Here is a 22,957-nt window from a genome sequence, read left to right as displayed (position 1 = left end):
ATTAAGATTGAAGGTGTTAACATGGCTTTTTTGCGACCTTTCTTGCGCCAGTTGCCGCAATGACACACTGCTACGACCTACTATGCTGCTGCTAATCGATAACTACGACTCCTTCACCTGGAATCTCTACCAATACTTCTGCGAGCTGGGCGCGGATGTGCGTGTGGTGCGTAACGACGCCATTACGCTGGATGAGATAGCAGCGCTGCCGCTGACGCATCTGGTGATTTCGCCGGGCCCATGTACGCCGGATCAATCTGGCATCTCGCTCGCGGCTATTCGCCATTTTGCCGGGCGCTTGCCGATCCTCGGCGTTTGCCTTGGACATCAGGCGATTGCGCAAGCCTATGGCGCGCAGGTGGTACGCGCGCGGCAGGTGATGCACGGCAAAACCTCGCTGATTCAGCACACCAACCAAGGTGTGTTTCGTGATCTGAATAATCCGCTTACCGTGACCCGCTATCACTCATTGATTGTGGCGCGCGATACGCTGCCCGCTGAGTTTGAAGTCACCGCGTGGAGCCTGCGCGACGGCCAGCCGGATGAGATCATGGGCTTCCGCCATCGCAGCTTGCCGCTGGAAGGCGTGCAGTTCCATCCGGAAAGCATCCTCAGTGAGCAAGGGCATCAGCTGCTGGCTAATTTCCTCAACGCGTAACTTATGTTTGCCTTCGTGTGACTTTTTATGCATATTTTGTGATTATAATTTCACATCAGCTCAACAAATAACCCGATGAGGTCGTCAATGGCAGCGGAAAAACTAGCGGTAACCCGGGAAACGTTCGATAACGTAATTTTGCCTGTTTATGCACCTGCGCAGTTTGTGCCGGTAAAAGGCAAAGGCAGCCGAGTGTGGGATCAGCAGGGCAAAGAGTATATCGATTTCTCTGGCGGTATCGCGGTGACTGCATTGGGCCATTGTCATCCGGCGCTGGTGGAAACGCTGAAAACGCAGGGCGAAACGCTGTGGCACACCAGCAACGTGTTCACCAACGAACCGGCGCTGCGTCTGGCGAGTAAACTGATTGCCGCGACCTTTGCCGATCGGGTGTTTTTCGGTAACTCCGGCGCGGAAGCCAATGAAGCGGCATTCAAGCTGGCGCGTTATTACGCCTGCAAAAAACACAGCCCGTTCAAAAGCAAAATTATCGCCTTCCATAACGCTTTCCACGGTCGCACGCTGTTCACCGTGTCGGTGGGTGGCCAGCCGAAATATTCTGATGGCTTCGGTCCAAAACCGGCGGATATCGTACATGTGCCGTTCAACGATCTTGATGCGGTGAAAGCGGTGATTGACGACCATACCTGCGCCATCGTGGTCGAGCCGATTCAGGGCGAAGGCGGCGTGATGCCGGCTACGCCAGAATTTATGCAAGGCCTGCGCGCCCTCTGTGATGAACATCATGCGCTGCTGGTGCTGGATGAAGTGCAGAGCGGCATGGGACGCAGCGGCAAACTCTTTGCGTATGAACATTACGGTATCAAGCCCGATATCCTCACCACCGCCAAAGCGCTGGGCGGCGGTTTCCCGGTGAGTGCGATGTTGACCACCAACGAAATCGCCTCAGTAATGGCGCCGGGCGTGCACGGCACCACTTACGGCGGCAATCCGCTGGCGTGTGCCATCGCTGAAACCGCGCTGGATATCATCAATACGCCAAAAGTGCTGGAAGGTGTGGAAGCGCGTCGTCAGCAGTTTGTTGAAGCGCTGCAAGCCATCGACAGCAAATTCGCTATCTTCAGCGAGATTCGCGGCAAAGGTCTGTTGATTGGTGCCGTGCTGAAGCCGCAGTTCGCCAGCAAAGCGCGTGACATCCTCAACGCTTCCGCCGCGGAAGGGCTGATGATTCTCACCGCCGGTACTGACGTGATCCGTTTTGTACCGTCGCTGGTGATTGAACCGACCGATATCGCCGAAGGCATGACGCGTTTCGCCAGCGCGATTGAGAAGGTGCTGGCCGCTTAATCCGCTTTCGGACGTAACACCTTGAGCCAGCGGCCATGATGCGGTCGCTGGCTCCACGCCAGCGAAGAGATGGTGTGCATTACGCTGAGGTGCTGCAAGATCCGCTTCACATGCTGTTCGACAATCGTCACCGGCCCTTCATTAAGATTCTCCGGCGCTTCCAGAATATTGCTGTCGTTGCCCGGACCGTCATACGCCAGCCGCTGCTGACAACGCTGCAGCGCGATTTCACAGGATTGCAGATAACCTTCTGCCAGCTTCGATGTCAGCATGGTGTGCTCGCGCGCCAGAATCGTCATGGCATTAATATGCTCGACGATGAACTGACTGTGCGTAACCCACATGCGCATATCTTTCAGATATTGCAGGTTAAAGCCCGGCTCGCTCGATGCCTGGTTCAATGAGTTGAACAGCGCGTTGTGCGCCTGATTAACCTTTATGCGCTGATAAGCCAGTTTATCGGGCGACTGTTCCGGCCCCAGCAGCAGTTGCAGCGCCTCCTGATAGGCTTCCAGCGCATCGTGCGCGTTCTTGCGCAGCAGCCCGCTTTGCCACTGCGGCCACAGCCAAATCATCCCGGCGAAGGCAATTAAACAGCCCATCAAGGTATCCATCATGCGCGGCAGCAGAAACTGCGCGCCGTTCAGCGACAGCAATTGCAGCGAATACACCGCCGTGACGGTAAAGCCAATCATCGACCAGCCATAATATTTCCGCGTGATCAGATAGCTCGCCAGCGTAATCCCCAGCATAAACAGCAGCGTGATCGATTCCGGCACCGCCAGCTGCAGCGACGCGGCGGCGATCAGCAATCCGGCGAAAGTGCCCAGCGCACGGTGCTGAATACGCACGCGCGTGGCGTTGTAACCGTTCTGGCTGACGAACATGATGGTCATCAGAATCCAGTAAGGTTTGGGGATGTTAAAGAACAGCGCCAGCGAGCTGCCAAACATCAGCATCACAGCGAAGCGGGCTGCGGTGCGTAACGCGGTGGATTTGAATGACAGATAACTGCGCAGCGCCGGCAACAGCGGCAAACGGCGCTGGCGATCGGCCATCAGGTCACGCGTGTAGAGCGGCTTCTGCGTACGCAATACGCGGGCGATGCGACTGAAGTGATACAGGCAGAAGTTGCCGACCGGATTATCCGGATGCTGGCGTGCAATTTTCTCCAGAGCGCCGAGCTGTTTCTCCATGTGAAAACGATCCGGCAGCTGATGGTAGAGAATCGCATCCGCCAGCACGCGCAGCCGCGCCGAAATAATTTTGGCGTTCCAGCGAATCACCGCTTCGGCGTGGCTCTCCTCAACCAGCTTCTGCACCTCTTCGGGCTGATGCAAACTCACGGAGATGTGTTCCTGTAAATCCAGCGCAACCTGAAAAGCGCGCGTCAGGCGTTTGTGGCTGTTATCGCGGCTCGCCGACAGCATATGCATTTGCTGATAGCAGGTGGTGATGAGATCGACCGCCTTTTGCTGGCGCGCCAGCAGCGGCGGCAGCGCTTTCTCCGGATCGGTCAGCTGCGTCAGTAAGGTGTATTTGGCATCGCAGTAATCCGCCAGCTCGCGGAACAGCAGGCTGAGCGATTCGCGCATCGGCTGCTCTTTCCACAGCCAGAACCAGAACCAGTTGAACAAGCCGTACCACAGCGTGCCGCCAATGTAGAGCAGCGGCGGCACCCACATCGGCATGCGTCCCACTAAGCTGAGCGTAAAGATGGCGGCGATGAGTGTGGCGGGCAGCAGGCGCGCGTGCAGCGGGCCGATTTCGCCGGTTACGCCAATCAGCAGCGGCAGCGCCAGCAAAATCAGTGGCAGCGGAATCTGGTAAGCGGTGAGGATTTGCATCAGGAAACTGCCGGTGGCAAACAGCGAACCACCCACAATCAGGCGTTTGAAGAAGCGTTTGTGCGGCGTATCCAGTCCCGCCATGTTGCAGCAGGCCGGCACTAACGAGAACAGCAGACCTTTTTGCAGATCGCCAAACAGCCAACCGAGAGCCACAGGCAGGCACAGCACCAGCGTTTGCCGCAGCGCATAGTTAACTTCGGGATGATAGATGATTCGGCGCCACATCAGCTCATCGCAAATAGAAACGGCGCGATGTTGCCATCACGCCGTGGGTGAGAAGAAATTAGCGGGTGCCGTAAACGACGATGGTTTTACCGTGTGCGGAGATCAGGTTCTGATCTTCCAGCATTTTCAGGATACGACCCACGGTTTCGCGTGAGCAGCCCACGATCTGACCAATCTCCTGACGGGTGATTTTGATTTGCATCCCGTCTGGGTGAGTCATCGCATCTGGCTGTTTGGCCAGATTTAGCAGCGTTTGCGCAATACGTCCGGTGACATCGAGGAAGGCAAGGTTGCCCACTTTCTCAGATGTCACTTGCAGACGACGCGCCATTTGCGACGAAAGTCGCATTAAAATATCCGGGTTTACCTGAATCAGCTGACGGAATTTTTTGTATGAAATTTCAGCCACTTCGCAGGCAGACTTCGCACGCACCCAAGCACTGCGTTCCTGGCCTTCTTCGAAAAGACCGAGTTCGCCGATGAAATCCCCCTGATTGAGGTAGGAGAGAATCATCTCTTTGCCTTCTTCATCTTTAATCAGTACCGCTACGGAACCTTTTACGATGTAGTACAGCGTTTCCGCTTTCTCACCCTGATGGATGAGCGTGCTTTTGGATGGATATTTGTGAATATGGCAATGGGACAGGAACCATTCGAGTGTAGGGTCTGTTTGCGGTTTGCCGAGAACCATTCGCTATTATCCTCTGTTGTAATCGTGCCCAAAACACAGGGGGCATTTTTTCCCTGTCAGGCGGTTTAATCGTCGAGCGTTTCCAGTAAAGGAAAAATTATTCCGGGTGGACTCTTAAGCTACGCTTTTGATTCTTCCGGCCTTCGTCTGTGATGACGAAAATATTTTCAGCACTGTTTGTAGCACAGCTTTTGCGAGCTGTCTTGTGTTGTCTCGCTTCAGCAGAAGGGGGATTACTCTGGATTGCTGTTTGTCAGGTGAAAGCGTACTCTGGCGGCAAAACCGCCGCTTCAGGAGAAAGAATCATGCAGGCACGAGTGAAATGGGTGGAAGGTCTTACCTTTCTCGGAGAATCCTCATCCGGCCATCAGGTATTGATGGATGGTAATTCCGGTGATAAAGCGCCAAGTCCAATGGAGATGGTGCTGATGGCCGCGGGCGGCTGTAGCGCTATTGATGTGGTGTCGATCCTGCAAAAAGGGCGCAGCGATGTGGCCGATTGCGAAGTGAAGCTCACATCGGAACGCCGTGAAGAAGCGCCACGCATTTTTACCCACATCAACCTGCATTTTATCGTTAGCGGTAAAGCATTGAGCGACAAGGCCGTTTCGCGTGCGGTTGATCTGTCAGCGGAAAAATATTGCTCGGTAGCGATCATGCTGGGTAAAGGCGTGGAAATTACCCACAGCTATGAAGTGATCGAGTTATAACTCGGATTGTAGCGGCGCAATTTATTGCGCAATAAATTGCGCCGCTACGGAATGACTCCGCTTATTCAATCCGCTTCCCTTCAATCAGTCGCTGTACCAGCGGCAGCATAATCAGCTCCATCGCCAATCCCATTTTGCCACCCGGCACCACCAGCGTATTGATGTGCGAAATAAACGATCCCTGAATCATCGCCAGCAGATAGGGGAACGCGATGCCTTCCAGACCACGGAAATGAATCACCACGAAGCTTTCGTCGAGCGACGGAATTTCGCGTGCGGCAAACGGGTTTGAGGTATCAACGGTCGGCACGCGCTGGAAGTTAATGTGGGTGCGCGAGAACTGTGGCGTGATGAAGTTAATGTAATCCTCCATTGACCGCACCACCGAATCCATCACCGCTTCGCGTGAATGGCCGCGCTCGCTGGTGTCACGCACCAGCTTCTGAATCCACTCAAGGTTAACAATCGGCACCACGCCAACCAGCAGATCGACATGCTCCGCCACATTTTGCTGCTGCGTGACCACGCCGCCGTGTAAGCCTTCATAGAACAGCACATCGGTGTTTTCCGGCAGCGGCTGCCACGGCGTAAAGGTGCCCGGCACCTGATTCCACGGCACGGCTTCATCGTAGGTATGCAGATATTTGCGCGATTCGCCAAGGCCGGTTTGGCCGTAATGTTTAAACGTCTGCTCCAGCAGGCCGAAGTCGTTGGCTTCCGGGCCGAAGTAGCTGATGTGGCGCCCGAGATCGCGCGCCTTGCGGATCGCCATGTCCATTTCCGGACGTGTGTAGCGATGGAAACTGTCGCCTTCGAGTTCCGCCGCATGCAAATTCAGCTGCTGGAAAATTTTACGGAAGGCGAGGCTGGTGGTGGTGGTTCCGGCGCCGCTGGAACCGGTGACGGCAATAATTGGATGCCTGGCTGACATAACAGAGCTCCCTGTGAAGTCCGGCGATGAGCATTGTTACCACGAATTGCCGCGGGGTGCATCAGCCGCGGAATTCACCCTTCGGCATAATATTGATCGATTCATGCAGTTCCGACCACACCAGCACCACGTCGCCGCGCTCCAGTTGGCGGCGTACGTCGGCGACTTTTTGCAGCAAACTGCGTTCCTGCTCGCCGTAATCAGTGCCTTCGCGTAACACGAAGGTTTCAATCAGGTTTTCCAGCGTGTCCGCTTCGAGTTCTTGCCAGGGAATAATCACAATTACACATCCAGATAGGTTGAGAGCCAGTCGGGCACGCGCTGTTCCAGCCACATTTTCGGTTTAAGAACGGTGCCGCCGACGAAACCGACGTGGCCGCCTTGCTGCGTCAGCTGATACTGAATGGAGGCTGACAGCTGGTCAGGTTGCGGAATAACGGCATCGGTCATAAAGGGATCGTCTTGCGCGTGAATGATCAACAGCGGTTTACGCACGCCGGTCAGCAACGGCATCGCGCTGGCTCGTTGATAATAGTCGTTGGCGTCAATAAAACCGTGCGCACGTGCGGTTATCGCATCATCGAACTCGCGTAAGCGGCGGAAAGCACGTAACTGGCTGAGATCGACCGGCAGCGTGCCAGGCCAGGCGCGCAGTTTGCGCGTGGCGTTCTTTTTCAGCTGCGTCAGTAAATAGTGCTGATAAAAGCGTGAAAACCCCACATCCAGCTTGCCGCTGCAAGGCTCGAGCGCCAGCGGCGCTGAGATGGCGATGCCGGCATCAATCGGTACATCGTGACCTTGCTGACCCAGCAGGCAAGCGAGCATGTTGCCGCCCAGCGAAACGCCGACGGCGGCGGTGGGTACGCTGCCCCATTCGCGCTGCAGCCAGTGAAGGAAGTAGGTGGCGTCTTCGGTTTCACCGGAGTGATAGATGCGCTTTAAGCGATTAGGCTCGCCGCTGCAGCCGCGAAAGTGCATTACCACCGCCAGCCAGCCGCGTGCCTGACACGCCTGCATCAGGCCGTGCGCATACGGGCTGCGAAAGCTGCCTTCCAGTCCGTGAAACATCACCATGCGCGGTTTATGACGCGCCTGCGCCGGATCTTCACTCCACGCTAAATCGACAAAATCGCCGTCCGGCAGGTCAAGACGCTGCCAGTGCGGACGTAACGTAACGCGGCGCCGCAGAATACGCGGCAGCAGCGTTTGCAGATGCGCGTTACTGAATCCGCGCAGGGGTTTAAAACGCTCGCCGCTGGGGCGATCAAAATAGCTTGGGTAAAGGCTTGTCTGATGCATAAGTCGCTGATAGCTTCGATGGGTTGTTCGCTTTACTGGGTGAGGAGCACCCGAATATACATGGAACTGAGTCTTTTTTTATCAATGTTAGGTTTTCTCTGGGTCGCGGCCATCACGCCCGGGCCCAATAATATGTTACTTACCGCCTCGGGTGCTAATTTTGGCTTCCTGCGCACCATTCCGCTGCTGATTGGTATCATGATTGGTATGCAAGTCATGTTGCTAATGGTGGCATTTGGCATCGGCGGCCTCATCCTGCTTTATCCCTCGCTGCATCTCATCCTGAAGATTGCCGGTAGCCTTTATCTGCTGTGGCTGGCATGGAAAATCGCCAGCGCCGAGTATGAAAAACTGGAAACCGACGATGTCACGGTGAAACAGATGCCTTTCTGGCAAGGCGGCTTGCTGCAGTTGATCAACCCGAAAGCCTGGCTGATGGCGCTCGGCGCGGTGGCCAGCTTCAGCCTGGCGGGCAGCGAATATCTGCATTCGGTGGTGGCGATCAGCATCGGCATGTTCATGGTGAACGTGGTTTCCGGGGTGATTTGGATGGGCTTTGGCTCGCTGATTGGACGTCTGCTGCGCAGCCCACGCGCGTGGAAAATCTTCAATATGGCGATGGGCTTGCTCACCGCTGCCTGCGTATTGCTGATTTGGCGCTAAGTTAGCTGGAAGCGCGTTCAACGCGCTTCCACGGCAACACTTCATGGACCACCGACGCGTTAGGCTGGCGGATGCGTTGCAGCAACAGCTGTACGCTGCGCACACCCATACGATTCATCGGCTGCTCAATCGTGGTCAGCGGTGGATTCAGGCTGCTGGTAAAGTTGATGCCATCAAATCCCACCACCGCTAAATCTTCCGGCACGCGTAAACCTGCTTCCAACGCCGCGTGGATGACGCCGACCGCCAACACATCTGATACCGCAAACACCGCATCCGGCGGTTCCGGCTGCGTGAGCAGTTCGCGCAAAGCCGCACTGCCCGCTTCGCAGGTGATATTCTCGGCATAAGCCACACCGCACCAGCTGAGATCCAGCTGCTCCAGCGCCGCGCGATATCCCTCTTCACGCTTATGTGAATAGAGGTAGCGCATATCACAGTTCACCAGCGCAATACGACGTCGGCCTTTGCTCGCCAGATAACGCACGGTTTCGAAAGCCGCTTCTTTATTATCAATCGCCACGCTTGAGGCGGCGATCGACGGATCGTATTCCGCGCACTGCACCCAAGGCTGATCGCCAATCAATTCTTTCAACTCATGCAGGCTGCTGGCGGCATCCATGGTGATCACGCCGTCGACCACTTTGCCGGTGAGCAACGCAATGTAGGCCGCTTCGCGCCGCAGCTGCGATCCTGAGTTACACAGCAGAATGTGGTAACCCTGCGCTTCAGCTTCGGCTTCAATGCCCTGAACCACGCGTGAGCAGAATGGATTGGTGATGTCGGGAATCAGCACTAACAACATATGGCTTTGCGAAGTGCGCAACTGGCGCGCCAGCAGGTTGGGCTGATAGTCGCAGATGTCGATGGCCGCCAGCACTTTGGCACGCGTATCCGGGCGCACGCCGGGATTCTGGTTTAAAACCCGTGAAACGGTGGCTTTTGACACGCCAGCCAGGTGTGCGACTTTTTCTATCGACATGGATTCAGGACCGTTAGTAAAGAGTTAAAAAATGAGATCTCTATCAATATCACAGCTGCCATGTGAGCGTGTGACATATTTACCGCTTTCCTTTTCTTTCCATTTGCACTTTTTGCATAGCCTTGCCCGATGTTGATCTAAGAACGGATCGTCATTAGGGATAATTTTTAATTCCTTTATGAAATTACTGTTGCTGGAGAAACTGCCCAGACAAAACACATTGGGGTGAATGATGATGGCAATGAAAAAAACAATAACGGCGGTCACAGCGGCTCTGGCCCTGATGGCGTTCCAGGCGCAAGCGGTCAACGTTATCGTGGCGTATCAGACCTCGGCTGAACCAGCCAAAGTGGCGCAGGCGGATAACACCTTCGCCAAAGAGAGCGGTGCTACCGTCGACTGGCGCAAATTTGATAGCGGGGCCAGCGTGTTACGTGCACTGGCGTCGGGCGACGTGCAGATTGGTAATATCGGTTCCAGCCCGCTGGCGGTCGCCGCCACGCAAAAGCTGCCGATTGAAGCTTTCCTGCTGGCCTCTCAGCTCGGTAACTCTGAAGCGCTGGTGGTGAAGAAAACCATCAAAGATCCTAAAGACCTGATTGGCAAGCGCATCGCCGTGCCGTTCATCTCGACTACGCACTACAGCTTCCTCGCCGCGCTCAAGCATTGGGGCATCAAGCCTTCGCAAGTGACCTTAGTCAACCTGCAGCCGCCGGCGATTATTGCTGCCTGGAAACGCGGTGATATTGACGGCGCTTACGTCTGGTCTCCGGCGGTCAACGAGCTGGAGAAAGATGGCAAGGTGCTGACGGACTCTTCGCAGGTCGGCAAGTGGGGCGCGCCAACGCTTGATGTGTGGGTGGTGCGTAAAGACTTTGCGCAGCAGCATCCAGAAATCGTCACCGCCTTTGCCCGCAGCGCCGTTGAAGCGCAGCAAGCTTACATTGCCAATCCGGATCAATGGCTGAAGCAGTCAGATAACCTGAGCAAGCTGGCGCGCCTGAGCGGTGTACCCGAAGCGGATGTGCCGGTGCTGGTGAAAGGCAACACGTACCTCACCGCGCAGCAGCAGGTGGAGCAGCTCGGCAAGCCGGTGAACAAGGCGATTGTCGATACTGCCGGCTTCCTGAAAGAGCAGGGCAAAGTGCCAGAAGCGGATAGCGATTACAGCAGCTTCGTCACCACGCGCTTCGTTGCACCCTTAGTGAAATAACCGGAGGCCGTATGCTTAACATCACCCATCTCAATGCGCGTTACGCCGGACAACCCGCGCTGCAGGACATCAACCTGCAGCTGGGCAGCCGAGACCTGCTGGTGGTGTTAGGTCCCTCCGGCTGTGGCAAAACCACGCTGCTGAACCTCATCGCCGGCTTTCTGCCGCTGGAATCTGGCAGCATTACGCTGGATGGCAAAGCGGTAAAAGGGCCGGGCGCTGAGCGCGGCGTAGTGTTTCAAAATGAAGGATTGCTGCCGTGGCGCAACGTGATCGATAACGTTTCGTTCGGTTTGCAACTGGCGGGCATGGCGAAGGCGGAGCGCCATACCATTGCACGCCGTTTGATCCGTAAAGTAGGACTGGAAGGTGCAGAGAAGCGTTTTATCTGGCAGCTCTCTGGGGGTCAACGTCAGCGCGTGGGCATTGCGCGTGCGCTGGCGGCTGATCCTCAGTTGCTGCTGTTAGATGAGCCGTTTGGCGCGCTGGACGCCTTTACCCGCGAACAGATGCAAACCCTGCTGCTGACGCTGTGGCGTGATACCGGCAAGCAGATTCTGCTGATCACCCACGACATCGAAGAAGCGGTGTTTCTCGCCAGCGAATTAGTGCTGCTTTCGCCGGGACCGGGTCGAGTAGTGGAGCGTTTAAAACTCGACTTCGGCCAACGCTTCGCCGCCGGGGAACCGTGCCGCAGCATCAAATCCGATCCGGCGTTTATCGAACGTCGTGAATATGTACTGAATCAGGTATTTTCCCAGCGTGAGGCGTTTATATGAGTGCGGTGATTGATGGGAAGACCCAAATGCGTCGTCGTGGACTGCGCTGGCCGTTCTCGCGCCAGTTCTCACTCAGCCTGCTCAGCGTGGGCTTGTTGCTGCTGTTGTGGTGGGCTATCACCGCGCTCGGCTTAGTGGCGCCGCTGTTTTTACCGCCGCCGCAAGTGGTGCTGCAGAAGCTGATATTGATTGCCAGCCCGCAAGGCTTTATGGACGCCACATTATGGCAGCATCTGGGCGCCAGCCTGGCGCGTATGCTGGTGGCGCTGTTCTTTGCCGCGCTGATTGGGATTCCGGTCGGCATCGCCATGGGCCTGAGCCCGGCGATTCGCGGCTTGCTTGATCCGCTGATCGAACTCTATCGCCCGGTACCGCCGCTGGCTTATTTGCCGCTGATGGTGATCTGGTTTGGCATCGGCGAAACCTCGAAGATTTTACTGATTTATCTGGCGATTTTCGCGCCGGTGACTTTATCGACGCTGGCGGGAGTGAAGAATGCTCAGCAGGTACGGATTCGCGCGGCGCAGGCGCTGGGCGCATCGCGCTGGCAGCTGCTGCGCTACGTGATTCTGCCCGGCGCGCTGCCGGAGATTCTCACCGGCTTGCGTATTGGTCTCGGCGTAGGTTGGTCAACGCTGGTGGCGGCGGAACTGATTGCCGCTACGCGGGGACTCGGCTTTATGGTGCAGTCGGCCGGTGAGTTCCTCGCCACCGACGTGGTGTTGGCCGGTATCGCCGTGATTGCCCTGATTGCTTTTGGCTTAGAACTGGGTCTGCGCGCCTTGCAGCGCCGAGTGACGCCCTGGAATGGAGAACAGCAATGAACGAACGTCTTAATTTTACCGCGTTGGGCCCGAATATTGGGGCGCAGGTCAGTGATGTCGACCTCAGCCGTCCGCTGAGCGATGCCCAGTTTGAACAGCTCTATCATGGCTTGCTGCGCCATCAGGTGCTATTCCTGCGTAATCAAGTGATTACCCCGGAACAGCAGCGTGCGCTGGCGATTCGCTTTGGCGATCTGCATATCCATCCGGTCTATCCGCATGCGGAAGGCGTGGAAGAGATCATCGTGCTGGATACGCATCAGGATAATCCGCCGGATAATGACAACTGGCACACCGATGTCACCTTTATACAAACTCCGCCGGCAATTGCAATCCTGGCTTCGAAGCTGCTGCCGGAAAGCGGCGGCGATACCTTGTGGTCAACCGGCATTGCGGCCTATGAAGCGCTGTCTGAACCGTTTAAGACGCTGTTGAATGGACTGCAGGCGGAGCACGACTTTAAGAAGTCGTTTCAGGAGTACAAATACCGTAAAACCGAGGAGGAGCATCAGCGCTGGCAGCAAGCGGTGGCAAAGAACCCGCCGGTGCAGCATCCGGTGATTCGTACCCACCCGGTGAGCGGACGCAAGGCGCTGTTTGTCAACGAAGGTTTTACCACGCGTTTGCTGGGCTTGAGCGAAAAAGAGAGCGATGCGCTGCTTAACTTCCTGTTTTGGCATAGCGCCAAACCGGAATTCCAGGTGCGCTGGCGCTGGCAGGAGAATGATGTGGCGATTTGGGATAACCGCGTGACCCAACACTATGCTAATGCGGATTATTATCCGGCGCGGCGGGTGATGCATCGTGCGACGGTGTTAGGGGATAAGCCGTTTTAATTTGGAATAGTGCTCGCATTCCCCCTCCTCGGTCCTCCCCCATAAATAGGGGAGGAAGATGCTGCCACATGTAAGTGATGAAGCTGCATGTGGCAGCGTCTCCTTCCCCCGCTTGCGGGGGAAGGCCGGGATGGGGGACAGCGTGCACACTTCCATAAATGGGGGAGGACCGAGGAGGGGGACAGCGCGCACACTCAACCCGCCAGCATCTGCTCCAGCTGTTCCTGCGCATCCAGCCACGCCATTTCGACCTCTTCCAGCGCCGCCTTGCTCTCGGCCTGGCGCTGCAGCGCCACATTCAAATCGGCTTTGCGGCTCTGATCGTAAATCGCGCTGTCGGCTAACTGGGCTTCCGCGTCGCTGAGCTGGCTCTGCCACTTCACCATCTGCTTCTCAAGCTTCTCGATCTCTTTACGCAGCGGCTGCGTTTGTGCGCGCAGTTCGGCGTCGCGGCGTTTCTGGTCTTTACGCGATTGCGCGCTGTTGCCGTTATCCTGCTTCGGTGCGGCATCCTGTTGCGCTTGCTTTTGCAGATCGCTCAGCCACTGCTGATAATCTTCCAGATCACCCTCAAACACGTCGACCTTGCCGTCGTGCACCAGATAAAGATCGTCGGTGGTGGCGCGCAGCAGATGGCGATCGTGCGAGACCACCACCAGCGCGCCTTCGAAATCAATCAGCGCTTCGGTCAGCGCCTGACGCATATCAAGATCGAGGTGGTTAGTTGGTTCATCAAGCAGCAGCAGGTTCGGGCGCTGCCAGACGATTAATGCCAGCACCAGACGCGCTTTTTCGCCGCCGGAGAAACGTTCGGTAATTTCGCTGACTTTATCGCCCTGGAAGCCGAAGCCGCCAAGGTAGTCGCGCAGCTGCTGCTCCAGCACTTTCGGCGCGATGCGTGATAAATGCTGCAAGGGTGATTCATCGGCGCGCAGATATTCCAGCTGATGCTGGGCGAAGTAACCGAGCTTAATGCCTTTCGCCAGGCCAACTTTGCCATCCAGCGCGTCGAGCTCACCGGCTAGCAGCTTAATCAGCGTCGATTTACCCGCGCCGTTACGGCCCAGCAGGCCAATACGTGAACCCGGCACAAGGTTGAGTTTGATGGCGTCGAGAATAATGCGTTCGCCATAACCGGCGGTAACGCGCTCCATCTTCAGCAACGGATTCGGCAAGCTTTCTGGCGCGCGGAAACTGAAGCTGAATGGGTTATCGACGTGTGCTGGCGCAATCAATTCCATGCGCTCCAGCATTTTGATGCGGCTCTGCGCCTGCTTGGCTTTGGTCGCCTGCGCGCGGAAGCGATCAATATACTTCTGCAGGTGCGCCACTTTTTCCTGCTGGCTCTGGAACAGCGCTTGCTGCTGCGCCAGCTTGGCGCCGCGCTGACGTTCGAACGAGCTGTAGTTACCGGTGTATTCAAACATCGTCTGCTGCTCGATGTGGATGATCTTATCGACCACCGGATCAAGGAAGTCGCGGTCGTGCGAAATCAGCACCAGCGTGCCTTCGTAGCTTTTCAGCCAGCGTTCAAGCCAGATCACCGCATCCAGATCGAGGTGGTTAGTCGGTTCATCCAGCAGCAGCAGATCGGAACGGCACACCAGCGCCTGCGCGAGGTTAAGGCGCATGCGCCAGCCACCGGAGAAATCGCTCACCGGCCGCATTAATTGTTCCTGGCTAAAGCCCAAACCGTGCAACAAACTTGAGGCGCGAGCAGGTATGCTCCACGCCTGAATCGCATCCAGCTTGCCGTGCAGCAGGGCGATGGCGTTGCCATCGTTGCGCGCATTGGCGTCGGCCAATTCGGATTCAAGCTGACGATATTCACGGTCGCCGTCGATAACATACTCCAGCGCGGGTTTGCTCAGCGCTGGGGTTTCCTGATTGACCCACGCCAGCGCCCAGTTGCTCGGGAACGTAGCGTTACCTGCATCGCTGCTGATTTCGCCCTTCAGCAATGACAGCAGCGTCGATTTGCCGCAGCCATTTTTGCCCACTAAGCCAACTTTCTGGCCTGGGTTAATGGTGGCTGTTGCGTTATCCAGCAGCACATTGGTGCCGCGGCGAATTTGTAGTGCTGAAAAGACAATCATAAGCGCCGTATCGTCAGAATATGTTAATTTACCGGCAACATAATTCGAGAAAATTTGTTGCGTCGAGCATGGTAGCGGAATTCCTGTGCCGTGACGACGCTTTGGAGGGGAACGATGTCGCAGCCACCCAAAATATTGCTGCTTTACGCCCATCCGGAATCACAGGATTCGATTGCTAATCGGGTTTTGCTGCAGTCGGCTATGGAACTGGACCACGTCACGGTGCACGATTTATACGCCCACTATCCGGATTTTTTTATTGATATTCACTATGAGCAGCAGCTGCTGCGCGACCATCAAATCGTTGTATTCCAACATCCACTTTATACCTACAGCTGCCCGGCGCTCCTGAAGGAGTGGCTGGATCGTGTGCTGTCGCGCGGCTTTGCCAGCGGACCGGATGGTAATGCGCTGGAAGGCAAATACTGGCGCAGCGTGGTCACCACCGGCGAACCGGAAGCGGCGTATCACCCTAGCGGCCTGAATCGCTATCCGATGAGTGACATCATGCGTCCGTTTGAGCTGACGGCGCAGATGTGTCGTATGCACTGGATGACGCCGATGGTGATTTACTGGGCGCGTCGACAAACGCCGGACGTGATGCGTAATTTTGCGCGCGCATACGGCGACTGGCTGGCTTCACCGCTGCCGCAGGGAGGAGTGTGATGGAAGGCGAAACGTTACTGACGGCGGGCGTGATTTATCTGGTCGCGGCGGTGCTGATTGTGCCGATTGCGGCGCGTCTCGGCATTGGCGCGGTGCTGGGCTATCTGCTGGCCGGTATCGCGATTGGTCCGTGGGGTTTGGGGTTCATCAGCGACGTCGAGGAGATTTTGCACTTCTCGGAACTCGGCGTGGTGTTCCTGATGTTCATCATCGGGCTTGAACTGAACCCCTCGAAACTGTGGGCGCTGCGCCGTTCGATATTTGGCGTTGGTGCGGCTCAGGTGCTGATTTCCGCCGCCATTCTCGGCGGATTGCTGTGGCTGACCGACTTTAGCTGGCAGGCGGCGGTGATTGGCGGCATTGGTCTGGCAATGTCATCCACGGCGATGGCGCTGCAGCTGATGCGCGATAAAGGCATGAACCGCAGTGAATCGGGACAGCTCGGTTTCTCAGTGTTGCTGTTCCAGGATCTAGCGGTGATTCCCGCGTTGGCGCTGGTGCCGCTGCTAGCGGGCGGCGACAGCGGTCATGTTGACTGGTTGAAAGTTGGGATGAAAGTGCTGGCGTTCGGCGGGATGCTGATTGGTGGTCGTTATCTGCTGCGCCCGATTCTGCGCTTCATTGCCGCATCCGGCGTGCGCGAAGTGTTTACTGCCGCCTCGCTGCTGCTGGTGCTGGGTTCGGCACTGTTTATGGATGCGCTCGGTCTGTCGATGGCGCTCGGTACTTTCATCGCGGGTATTCTGTTGGCGGAAAGCGAGTATCGCCACGAGCTGGAAGTGGCCATTGAACCGTTCAAAGGTTTGTTGCTGGGCTTGTTCTTTATTTCGGTTGGCATGGCGCTGAATCTCGGCGTGCTTTATACCCACATCACTGAAATTTTGCTGGGCGTGCTGATTCTGGTGACGGTGAAAACGCTGGTGCTGTATGTGCTGGGGCGCATTTATGGCCTGCGCAGTTCGGAGCGCCAGCAGTTTGCCGGTGTATTAAGCCAGGGCGGCGAGTTCGCCTTTGTGCTGTTCTCGGCGGCGTCGTCGGCCAAAATGTTCAGCGGCGACCAAATGCCGCTGCTGCTGGTGACGGTGACGTTATCCATGATGACCACGCCGCTGCTGATGAACGGCATCGATCGTCTGCTGGCGCACCGCTTTAATGAGCCCGATGAAAATGCCGAGAAGCACTTTGTTGAGGACGATCAGCCGCAGGTCATTGTGGTGGGCTTTGGTCGTTTTGGTCAGGTTGTTGGCCGTTTGCTGATGGCGAACAACAAGCGCATTACCGTGCTGGAGCGTGATATCTCCGCGGTGAGCCTGATGCGTAAATATGGCTATAAGGTTTACTATGGCGACGCCACCGAGCTGGAGCTGCTGCGTGCGGCGGGCGCGGAGAATGCGCAATCCATCGTCATTACCTGTAACGATCCGGAAGATTCAATGACCATCGTGCAACTGTGTCAGCAGCATTTCCCGCAGCTGGAAATCCTGGCGCGTGCGCGTGGACGTGTTGAGGCGCACGAACTGTTGCAGGCGGGTGTTACGCTGTTCTCGCGTGAGACGTTCTCCAGTGCGCTGGAGCTGGGTCGTAAGACCCTGATCTCGCTGGGCATGCATCCGCATCAGGCGCAGCGCGCGCAGCAACATTTCCGTCGTCTGGATATGCGTATGCTGCGTGAGCTGGTGCCCAGCCACGATGACAGCGCGCAGGTTTCGCGTGTGCGTGAGGCGCGGCGCGAGCTGGAGGATATCTTCCAGCGCGAAATGCAGCACGAGAAACGTCAGTTTGACGGCTGGGATGACGAGTAGAACTATACTTACTTAATCCGTTCACTAACGACGGCAGGAAACAGTATGCGTAAACAATTTATTGCCGGTGCGGTTTGCCCGCACTGCCAGGAAAAAGACACGTTGGCATTGTGGCGTGAGAACAATGTTGATGTAGTGGAGTGCGTCGAGTGCGGTCATCAAATGCGGGAAGCGGATAAGCAGGTGCGCGATCAGGTTCGCAGCAATGAGCAAGTGATCGGCATTTTTCATCCTGAGTAGCGCAATGGCTCAGCTTTTTTTAAGCTTGAACTTACAGCGGGATTGAATTCCGTTACAATCGGCGCCATTAACGCTGAGCAGTATGCAACAACACATTTGTTGGCATCCTCAGTCTTGAACCTTTCTGGTTGGTTATTGCACGCAAAATTGACCAATGGGACGGGATCTTAGTTCTCAACGGTTAGGAGATATCATGAAAGTAGCAAAAGACCTGGTGGTGAGCCTGGCGTATCAGGTTCGTACCGAAGACGGTGTGTTGGTTGACGAGTCACCGGTGAGTGCACCGTTGGACTATCTGCACGGTCATGGTTCCCTGATTTCTGGTCTGGAAAAAGCGCTGGAAAATCATGATGTAGGCGATAAGTTTGACGTGCATATCCCGGCGAACGACGCTTACGGTCAATACGATGACAACCTCGTACAGCGCGTGCCAAAAGACGTGTTTATGGGCGTTGACGAACTGCAGGTTGGCATGCGCTTCCTGGCAGAAACCGATCAGGGTCCAGTTCCGGTTGAAATCACCGAAGTTGAAGATGAGCACGTAGTGGTTGATGGTAACCACATGCTGGCGGGTCAGAACCTGAACTTCAACGTGGAAGTTGTGGCGATTCGCGCAGCAACCGAAGAAGAGCTGGCGCACGGCCACGTGCATGGCGCGGATGGTCATCATCACGATCATGACCACGACCATGGTCACGATCACGGCCAGGGCGGTTGTGGCACTGGCGGTTGCGGCTGCAGCCACTAATCAGTGTGATGCTGGCGAGGCCACCTTCGGGTGGCCTTTTCTTTTTAATAATGTGGCGGCGGGGTTTCTTCAGATTGCGAGGCAATTATCGACGGCGCGCTATCTTTCACTTTATCGATTAACAGACGGACCTGCTCACGCAGTCGGATCATCTCCAGCTCATGCTGAACCACCGTTTGATTGAGCTGATCGATGGTGTATTCCTGAAAAGCCAGCTTGCTCTCCAGCGCCTCAAGGCGTTGTTCCCATTCTGTTGGTTGCATGATCTTTCCTCATCTTGCGGTGCTGCACGTTAGTCTGTTTCGGGCCTGATTCTACGGCCTTTCGCTTCAGAATCACCTGATATTTTACCTTTCCGCGCCATGCTGCATTGAAACGCCGCATAACGCCTATATCTCTGATGAAACTTCCTGAAGCAAAAAAGGTCGGAGGTTGGACGGGTAATTACATTGTGGGAGTGTTCGCCGCTGCCACGTAAAGTTATAGTGTGGGCCTCAGTCCGCAATGATTCCCGAGGTTAGAGGCTTCGGTTTTGGAGAAAGGATGAATTCACTGTTTAAAGTCACATTGTTAGCTACCACCATGGCCTTCGCGCTGAATGCACCGCTGGCAATGGCAGCAGAAACCGCCGCTGCTCCAGCAGACGCCGCTCAGGCTGCGCCGCAAGCACCGAAAAATGCTGCCTTCAAAAACGAAGACCAGCAATCAGCTTATGCACTTGGCGCGTCCCTGGGGCGCTACATGGACAACTCTCTGAAGGAACAAGAGAAGCTGGGCATCAAACTGGATAAAGATCAGTTGATCGCGGGTGTTCAGGACGCCTTTGGCGGCAAGAGCAAACTCTCTGATCAAGAGATCGAGCAAACCCTGCAGGCCTTTGAAGGCCGCGTAAAAGGTGCTGCTCAGGCGAAGATGGAAAAAGACGCGAAAGAGAACTCTGATAAGGGTTCCGCTTACGCTGACAAATTCGCTAAAGAAAAAGGCGTGAAGAAAACCGAATCTGGCCTGCTGTATCAGGTAGAGAAAGAAGGTACCGGTAGCGCGCCGAAAGACAGCGACACTGTGGTTGTGAACTACAAAGGGACGCTGATCGACGGTACTGAGTTCGATAACTCTTATACCCGCGGTGAGCCGCTGTCGTTCCGTCTGGACGGTGTGATTCCGGGCTGGACCGAAGGTCTGAAGCACGTGAAGAAAGGCGGTAAAATCAAGCTGGTGATCCCACCGAACCTGGCTTACGGCAAAAATGGCGTTCCGGGTATTCCGGCCAACTCCACGCTAGTGTTCGATGTTGAACTGCTCGACATCAAACCCGCGCCGAAAGCGGACGAAAAAGCACAGGCTCCAGTCGCTGCCGATCAGAAAGCCCAGTAATCTTAACTTTCTGCATCACGCCGCCCTCGGGCGGCGTTTTTATTGCGGAGAAGAGAGTAAAGGTCTGGCTAAAGACCAGCACATTTGCCAGACTAGCGCCTGCACAATTATCACAATATGAGTCTGCCCCAATGCTGTCGAGACAGGCTCCAGCCATTTAGGGTAATGTCTTCGATGTCTAATCCATTCAATCCCGGTGAACTGACTGACTTCGATTTACTGGAGCAACGTCCGTTCGAGCAAGCAGATTACGATATCCTCAAATCCTACGAAGCCGTTGTCGATGGCCTGGCGATGCTGATTGGCTCGCACTGCGAAATCGTGCTGCACTCGCTGGAAGATTTGAAGTGTTCTGCGGTGCGTATCGCCAACGGTGAACATACCGGGCGTAAAGTGGGTTCGCCGATTACCGATTTGGCGCTGCGTATGCTGCACGATATGCACGGCGCCGACAGCAATGTCTCCAGAGCCTACTTTACGCGCGCGAAAAGCGGTGTGCTGATGAAATCGGTTACGATCGCGATTCGTAATCGCCAGCAGCGCGTTATTGGCTTGCTGTGCATCAACATGAACCTCGACGTTCCGTTCTCGCAGATTATGTCGACCTTTATGCCGCCGGAGATGCAGCAGGTGGATTCCAACGTCAACTTTGCCAGCTCGGTGGAAGATCTGGTGATGCAGACGCTTGAGTTCGCGATTGAAGAAGTGAGCGCTGACCGTAACGTTTCGAATAATGCTAAGAATCGCCAGATCGTGCTCAATATGTATGAGAAGGGTATCTTCGACATTAAAGATGCGATTAACCAGGTGGCCGATCGCCTCAATATCTCCAAGCACACGGTTTACCTCTACATTCGCCAGTTTAAAAGCGGTGATTTTCAGGGGCAGGATCGCTAATGCGCTACACCTTGCTGGTCACCGGACCGGCATACGGCACGCAACACGCCAGCAGCGCGCTGCTGTTTGCGCGCGCACTTATTAAGGCCGGGCACCAGCTGGAGAGCGTGTTCTTCTATCGTGAAGGCGTATTGAACGCCAACCAACTGAGCGCGCCGGCCAGCGATGAGTTGGATATGGTGCGTGAATGGCAGCAGTTGCGCGCTGAAAGTGGCGCCGTGCTGAATATCTGCGTGGCCGCAGCATTACGTCGTGGCGTAACCGACGCGCAGGAAGCCGCGCGCTTGCAACTGGCGGGCAGTAACTTGCAGCCGGGTTTTGAACTCAGCGGTTTGGGCGCATTGGCAGAAGCCGCGCTTAGCTGCGATCGTCTGGTGCAATTTTGATGAACCGCGTAGCTTTTCTATTTACTCAGGCACCGCACGGCAGCAGCGCGGGCAGGGAAGGCCTGGATGCTGTGCTGGCGACGGGCGCGCTAAGCGAAGATATCGGTCTGTTCTTTATCGGGGATGGCGTGCTGCAGCTCAATCGCGACCAACAACCTGAGCAAATTCTGGCGCGTAACTACATCGCGACCTTTGGCGTGCTGGAGTTGTACGATATTGACCAGTGTTTTGTCTGCGCCGACTCGCTGCTGGCGCGCGGGCAGAGTTTGAAGGCTGAACGTGTGTTAAACGCTGAAGTGATGGATGCCGCATCGCTACGCGAGAAGCTGGCTTCCTATCATCGTGTTATTCGATTCTGAGAACTGATCATGCTCTACACGCTGCTGCAATCTCCCTGGCAATGCGACCTCGATAGCCTGCTGCTTTTATTGCAGGAAGGTGACGATCTGCTTTTATTGCAGGATGGCGTCACTGCCGCTTTGGCTGGCAGCCAAATGTTAATCAAGCTCAGCGCATCGCCGGCTACGCTGTGGGTATTAGAGGAAGATGTGGCGGCGCGCGGCCTGATTGAGCAAATTTCGACCAAAGTAGCACGTTTGGACTATACTGGTTTCGTTGCGATGACAGCGAAGCATCCACAACAAGTGGCCTGGTAAGAGCGAAAACCTGGTTATTTCTTGACACCCTTTTGACACAGCCCTAAAATTCTGCCTCCTCGTAGTAATACGAGGCGATTTATTACGTGTTTACGAAGCAAAAAGCTAAATCCCAGGAGCTATTTAATGGCAACAGTTAACCAGCTGGTTCGCAAACCACGCGTACGCAAAGTTGCAAAGAGCAACGTGCCTGCGCTGGAAGCTTGCCCGCAGAAACGTGGTGTATGTACTCGTGTGTACACCACTACCCCTAAAAAACCAAACTCAGCACTGCGTAAAGTTTGCCGTGTGCGTTTGACCAACGGTTTTGAAGTTACCTCCTACATCGGTGGTGAAGGTCATAACCTGCAGGAACACTCAGTGATCCTGATCCGTGGCGGTCGTGTTAAAGACTTGCCAGGTGTGCGTTACCACACCGTTCGTGGCGCGCTGGACTGCTCAGGTGTTAAAGACCGTAAGCAGTCACGCTCCAAGTACGGCGTGAAGAAGCCAAAGGCTTAATGGTTCTCCGTTAAGTAAGGCCAAACGTTTTAACTTAAATGTCAAACTAAACTCGTAGAGTTTTGGACAATCCTGAATTAACAACGGAGTATTTCCATGCCACGTCGTCGCGTCATTGGTCAGCGTAAAATTCTGCCGGATCCTAAGTTCGGATCAGAGCTGCTGGCTAAATTTGTAAATATCCTGATGGTAGATGGTAAAAAATCTACTGCTGAATCTATCGTCTATACCGCGCTTGATACCCTGGCTCAACGCGCTGGTAAAGATGGCCTGGAAGCGTTCGAGGTTGCTCTCGAAAACGTACGTCCGACTGTCGAAGTTAAGTCACGTCGCGTTGGTGGTTCTACCTACCAGGTTCCAGTTGAAGTCCGTCCGGTTCGTCGTAATGCCCTGGCAATGCGTTGGATCGTAGAAGCTGCTCGTAAACGCGGTGATAAATCTATGGCTCTCCGCCTGGCGAACGAACTTTCTGATGCTGCAGAGAACAAAGGTACTGCAGTTAAGAAACGTGAAGACGTTCACCGCATGGCTGAAGCCAACAAGGCGTTCGCACACTACCGCTGGTAACAGCAACGTAGTTGTTATAAACCCAGCGGGCGTCCCAGTGACTCACCTGCTGGGC

At 55.5% G+C, this 22,957-nt stretch carries 27 protein-coding genes; 19 read left to right on the top strand and 8 right to left on the bottom strand.

Annotated elements, in window-relative coordinates; genetic code table 11:
• Positions 1 to 82 precede the first annotated feature (82 nt).
• Both PO881_RS17695 and PO881_RS17690 read left to right on the top strand, forming a co-directional pair.
• A complete protein-coding gene (locus PO881_RS17695; protein WP_110867608.1) occupies positions 83 to 658 on the top strand; it encodes an aminodeoxychorismate synthase component II in 576 nt (191 codons plus the stop codon).
• An 87-nt stretch (positions 659 to 745) separates the two neighbouring features.
• The gene (locus tag PO881_RS17690) at positions 746 to 1,966 is read left to right on the top strand and encodes an aspartate aminotransferase family protein (RefSeq protein WP_280172155.1); all 1,221 of its coding nucleotides are present in this window, start codon (positions 746 to 748) and stop codon (positions 1,964 to 1,966) included.
• On the opposite strand, the gene PO881_RS17685 is transcribed toward PO881_RS17690, so the two are convergent.
• Together PO881_RS17685 and crp are read right to left on the bottom strand one after the other, a co-directional pair.
• Entirely contained in the window at positions 1,963 to 4,041 is a 2,079-nt protein-coding gene (locus tag PO881_RS17685; protein WP_101762650.1) for a YccS/YhfK family putative transporter, read from the bottom strand. The two genes, PO881_RS17690 and PO881_RS17685, sit on opposite strands and share 4 nt — an antisense overlap.
• Positions 4,042 to 4,099: 58 nt before the next feature.
• On the bottom strand, positions 4,100 to 4,732 hold the full coding sequence (gene crp, locus PO881_RS17680) for a cAMP-activated global transcriptional regulator CRP (RefSeq protein ID WP_003852956.1): 633 nt from the start codon (positions 4,730 to 4,732) through the stop codon (positions 4,100 to 4,102).
• A gap of 305 nt (positions 4,733 to 5,037) precedes the next feature.
• Here crp and PO881_RS17675 point away from each other — a divergent pair, with 305 nt between their 5' ends.
• Positions 5,038 to 5,442 carry an OsmC family protein gene (locus tag PO881_RS17675; RefSeq protein ID WP_101762649.1) on the top strand — a complete coding sequence of 135 codons (405 nt, stop codon included), beginning with the start codon at positions 5,038 to 5,040 and terminating at the stop codon, positions 5,440 to 5,442.
• Positions 5,443 to 5,503: 61 nt separating this feature from the next.
• On the opposite strand, the gene PO881_RS17670 is transcribed toward PO881_RS17675, so the two are convergent.
• From PO881_RS17670 to PO881_RS17660, 3 genes are all read right to left on the bottom strand, one after another.
• The gene (locus PO881_RS17670; protein WP_101762648.1) at positions 5,504 to 6,373 is read right to left on the bottom strand and encodes a phosphoribulokinase; all 870 of its coding nucleotides are present in this window, start codon (positions 6,371 to 6,373) and stop codon (positions 5,504 to 5,506) included.
• Positions 6,374 to 6,434: 61 nt separating this feature from the next.
• The gene (locus tag PO881_RS17665) at positions 6,435 to 6,653 is read right to left on the bottom strand and encodes a YheU family protein (protein WP_007892223.1); all 219 of its coding nucleotides are present in this window, start codon (positions 6,651 to 6,653) and stop codon (positions 6,435 to 6,437) included.
• A 2-nt stretch (positions 6,654 to 6,655) separates the two neighbouring features.
• Positions 6,656 to 7,672, bottom strand: coding sequence for a hydrolase (locus PO881_RS17660; RefSeq protein WP_101762647.1), 1,017 nt, complete (start codon positions 7,670 to 7,672; stop codon positions 6,656 to 6,658).
• Between the two features lie 60 nt (positions 7,673 to 7,732).
• Between PO881_RS17660 and PO881_RS17655 the strand changes: the two genes are divergently transcribed.
• Positions 7,733 to 8,335: a LysE family translocator gene (locus tag PO881_RS17655; RefSeq protein WP_280172154.1), complete on the top strand. Its 603-nt coding sequence runs from the start codon at positions 7,733 to 7,735 to the stop codon at positions 8,333 to 8,335.
• A gap of 1 nt (position 8,336) precedes the next feature.
• Here the strand turns inward: PO881_RS17655 and PO881_RS17650 are convergent, their stop codons facing one another.
• The gene (locus PO881_RS17650) at positions 8,337 to 9,317 is read right to left on the bottom strand and encodes a LacI family DNA-binding transcriptional regulator (RefSeq protein ID WP_101762645.1); all 981 of its coding nucleotides are present in this window, start codon (positions 9,315 to 9,317) and stop codon (positions 8,337 to 8,339) included.
• 235 nt (positions 9,318 to 9,552) lie between these two features.
• Between PO881_RS17650 and tauA the strand changes: the two genes are divergently transcribed.
• Genes tauA through tauD form a run of 4 tightly spaced genes read left to right on the top strand, consistent with a single transcriptional unit; the run spans position 9,553 to position 12,969 of the window.
• Positions 9,553 to 10,530: a taurine ABC transporter substrate-binding protein gene (gene tauA / locus PO881_RS17645; protein WP_280172153.1), complete on the top strand. Its 978-nt coding sequence runs from the start codon at positions 9,553 to 9,555 to the stop codon at positions 10,528 to 10,530.
• 11 nt (positions 10,531 to 10,541) lie between these two features.
• Positions 10,542 to 11,309: a taurine ABC transporter ATP-binding subunit gene (gene tauB, locus PO881_RS17640; protein ID WP_222213387.1), complete on the top strand. Its 768-nt coding sequence runs from the start codon at positions 10,542 to 10,544 to the stop codon at positions 11,307 to 11,309.
• On the top strand, positions 11,306 to 12,133 hold the full coding sequence (gene tauC, locus PO881_RS17635) for a taurine ABC transporter permease TauC (protein ID WP_280172152.1): 828 nt from the start codon (positions 11,306 to 11,308) through the stop codon (positions 12,131 to 12,133). Before tauB ends, tauC begins: the two co-directional genes overlap by 4 nt.
• Positions 12,130 to 12,969, top strand: coding sequence for a taurine dioxygenase (tauD, locus tag PO881_RS17630; protein WP_110867602.1), 840 nt, complete (start codon positions 12,130 to 12,132; stop codon positions 12,967 to 12,969). The genes tauC and tauD overlap by 4 nt, the downstream gene beginning before the upstream one ends.
• 194 nt (positions 12,970 to 13,163) lie before the next feature.
• On the opposite strand, the gene PO881_RS17625 is transcribed toward tauD, so the two are convergent.
• Positions 13,164 to 15,065, bottom strand: a complete 1,902-nt coding sequence (locus PO881_RS17625) for an ABC transporter ATP-binding protein (protein WP_280172151.1) — start codon at positions 15,063 to 15,065, stop codon at positions 13,164 to 13,166.
• Between the two features lie 114 nt (positions 15,066 to 15,179).
• Here PO881_RS17625 and kefG point away from each other — a divergent pair, with 114 nt between their 5' ends.
• The 4 genes from kefG to slyD all read left to right on the top strand — a co-directional run bounded on the left by kefG (position 15,180) and on the right by slyD (position 18,521).
• Complete coding sequence (gene kefG, locus PO881_RS17620; protein WP_101762639.1) at positions 15,180 to 15,731, top strand: glutathione-regulated potassium-efflux system ancillary protein KefG; 552 nt, start codon at positions 15,180 to 15,182, stop codon at positions 15,729 to 15,731.
• Positions 15,731 to 17,533 carry a glutathione-regulated potassium-efflux system protein KefB gene (gene kefB / locus PO881_RS17615; RefSeq protein ID WP_008101837.1) on the top strand — a complete coding sequence of 601 codons (1,803 nt, stop codon included), beginning with the start codon at positions 15,731 to 15,733 and terminating at the stop codon, positions 17,531 to 17,533. The genes kefG and kefB overlap by 1 nt, the downstream gene beginning before the upstream one ends.
• 45 nt (positions 17,534 to 17,578) lie before the next feature.
• Entirely contained in the window at positions 17,579 to 17,773 is a 195-nt protein-coding gene (locus PO881_RS17610; RefSeq protein ID WP_007892203.1) for a YheV family putative zinc ribbon protein, read from the top strand.
• 193 nt (positions 17,774 to 17,966) lie between these two features.
• Complete coding sequence (slyD, locus tag PO881_RS17605; RefSeq protein WP_049851962.1) at positions 17,967 to 18,521, top strand: peptidylprolyl isomerase; 555 nt, start codon at positions 17,967 to 17,969, stop codon at positions 18,519 to 18,521.
• A 44-nt stretch (positions 18,522 to 18,565) separates the two neighbouring features.
• Here the strand turns inward: slyD and PO881_RS17600 are convergent, their stop codons facing one another.
• On the bottom strand, positions 18,566 to 18,784 hold the full coding sequence (locus tag PO881_RS17600; protein ID WP_137386638.1) for a protein SlyX: 219 nt from the start codon (positions 18,782 to 18,784) through the stop codon (positions 18,566 to 18,568).
• A 280-nt stretch (positions 18,785 to 19,064) separates the two neighbouring features.
• On the opposite strand from PO881_RS17600, the gene fkpA reads away from it, so the two are divergent.
• From fkpA to rpsG, 7 genes are all read left to right on the top strand, one after another.
• Positions 19,065 to 19,895 carry an FKBP-type peptidyl-prolyl cis-trans isomerase gene (gene fkpA / locus PO881_RS17595; protein ID WP_101762637.1) on the top strand — a complete coding sequence of 277 codons (831 nt, stop codon included), beginning with the start codon at positions 19,065 to 19,067 and terminating at the stop codon, positions 19,893 to 19,895.
• A gap of 174 nt (positions 19,896 to 20,069) precedes the next feature.
• Positions 20,070 to 20,792: a transcriptional regulator gene (locus tag PO881_RS17590; RefSeq protein ID WP_007886240.1), complete on the top strand. Its 723-nt coding sequence runs from the start codon at positions 20,070 to 20,072 to the stop codon at positions 20,790 to 20,792.
• Positions 20,792 to 21,178, top strand: coding sequence for a sulfurtransferase complex subunit TusD (gene tusD, locus PO881_RS17585; RefSeq protein WP_280172150.1), 387 nt, complete (start codon positions 20,792 to 20,794; stop codon positions 21,176 to 21,178). Before PO881_RS17590 ends, tusD begins: the two co-directional genes overlap by 1 nt.
• Positions 21,178 to 21,537, top strand: coding sequence for a sulfurtransferase complex subunit TusC (gene tusC / locus PO881_RS17580; RefSeq protein WP_280172149.1), 360 nt, complete (start codon positions 21,178 to 21,180; stop codon positions 21,535 to 21,537). The genes tusD and tusC overlap by 1 nt, the downstream gene beginning before the upstream one ends.
• A 9-nt stretch (positions 21,538 to 21,546) precedes the next feature.
• The gene (gene tusB, locus PO881_RS17575) at positions 21,547 to 21,834 is read left to right on the top strand and encodes a sulfurtransferase complex subunit TusB (protein WP_280172148.1); all 288 of its coding nucleotides are present in this window, start codon (positions 21,547 to 21,549) and stop codon (positions 21,832 to 21,834) included.
• A 126-nt stretch (positions 21,835 to 21,960) separates the two neighbouring features.
• Positions 21,961 to 22,335, top strand: a complete 375-nt coding sequence (rpsL, locus tag PO881_RS17570; RefSeq protein WP_006120575.1) for a 30S ribosomal protein S12 — start codon at positions 21,961 to 21,963, stop codon at positions 22,333 to 22,335.
• 96 nt (positions 22,336 to 22,431) lie between these two features.
• Positions 22,432 to 22,902 carry a 30S ribosomal protein S7 gene (gene rpsG, locus PO881_RS17565; protein WP_007886246.1) on the top strand — a complete coding sequence of 157 codons (471 nt, stop codon included), beginning with the start codon at positions 22,432 to 22,434 and terminating at the stop codon, positions 22,900 to 22,902.
• Positions 22,903 to 22,957: the final 55 nt, after the last annotated feature.

It is taken from the genome of Pantoea sp. SS70, from assembly GCF_029866845.1.
In the GTDB taxonomy this organism is placed as follows: Bacteria; Pseudomonadota; Gammaproteobacteria; order Enterobacterales; family Enterobacteriaceae; genus Pantoea; species Pantoea leporis.
The sequence above is the reverse complement of the archived record's forward strand: the minus strand, read 5'-3'. Positions and strand labels throughout refer to the sequence as shown.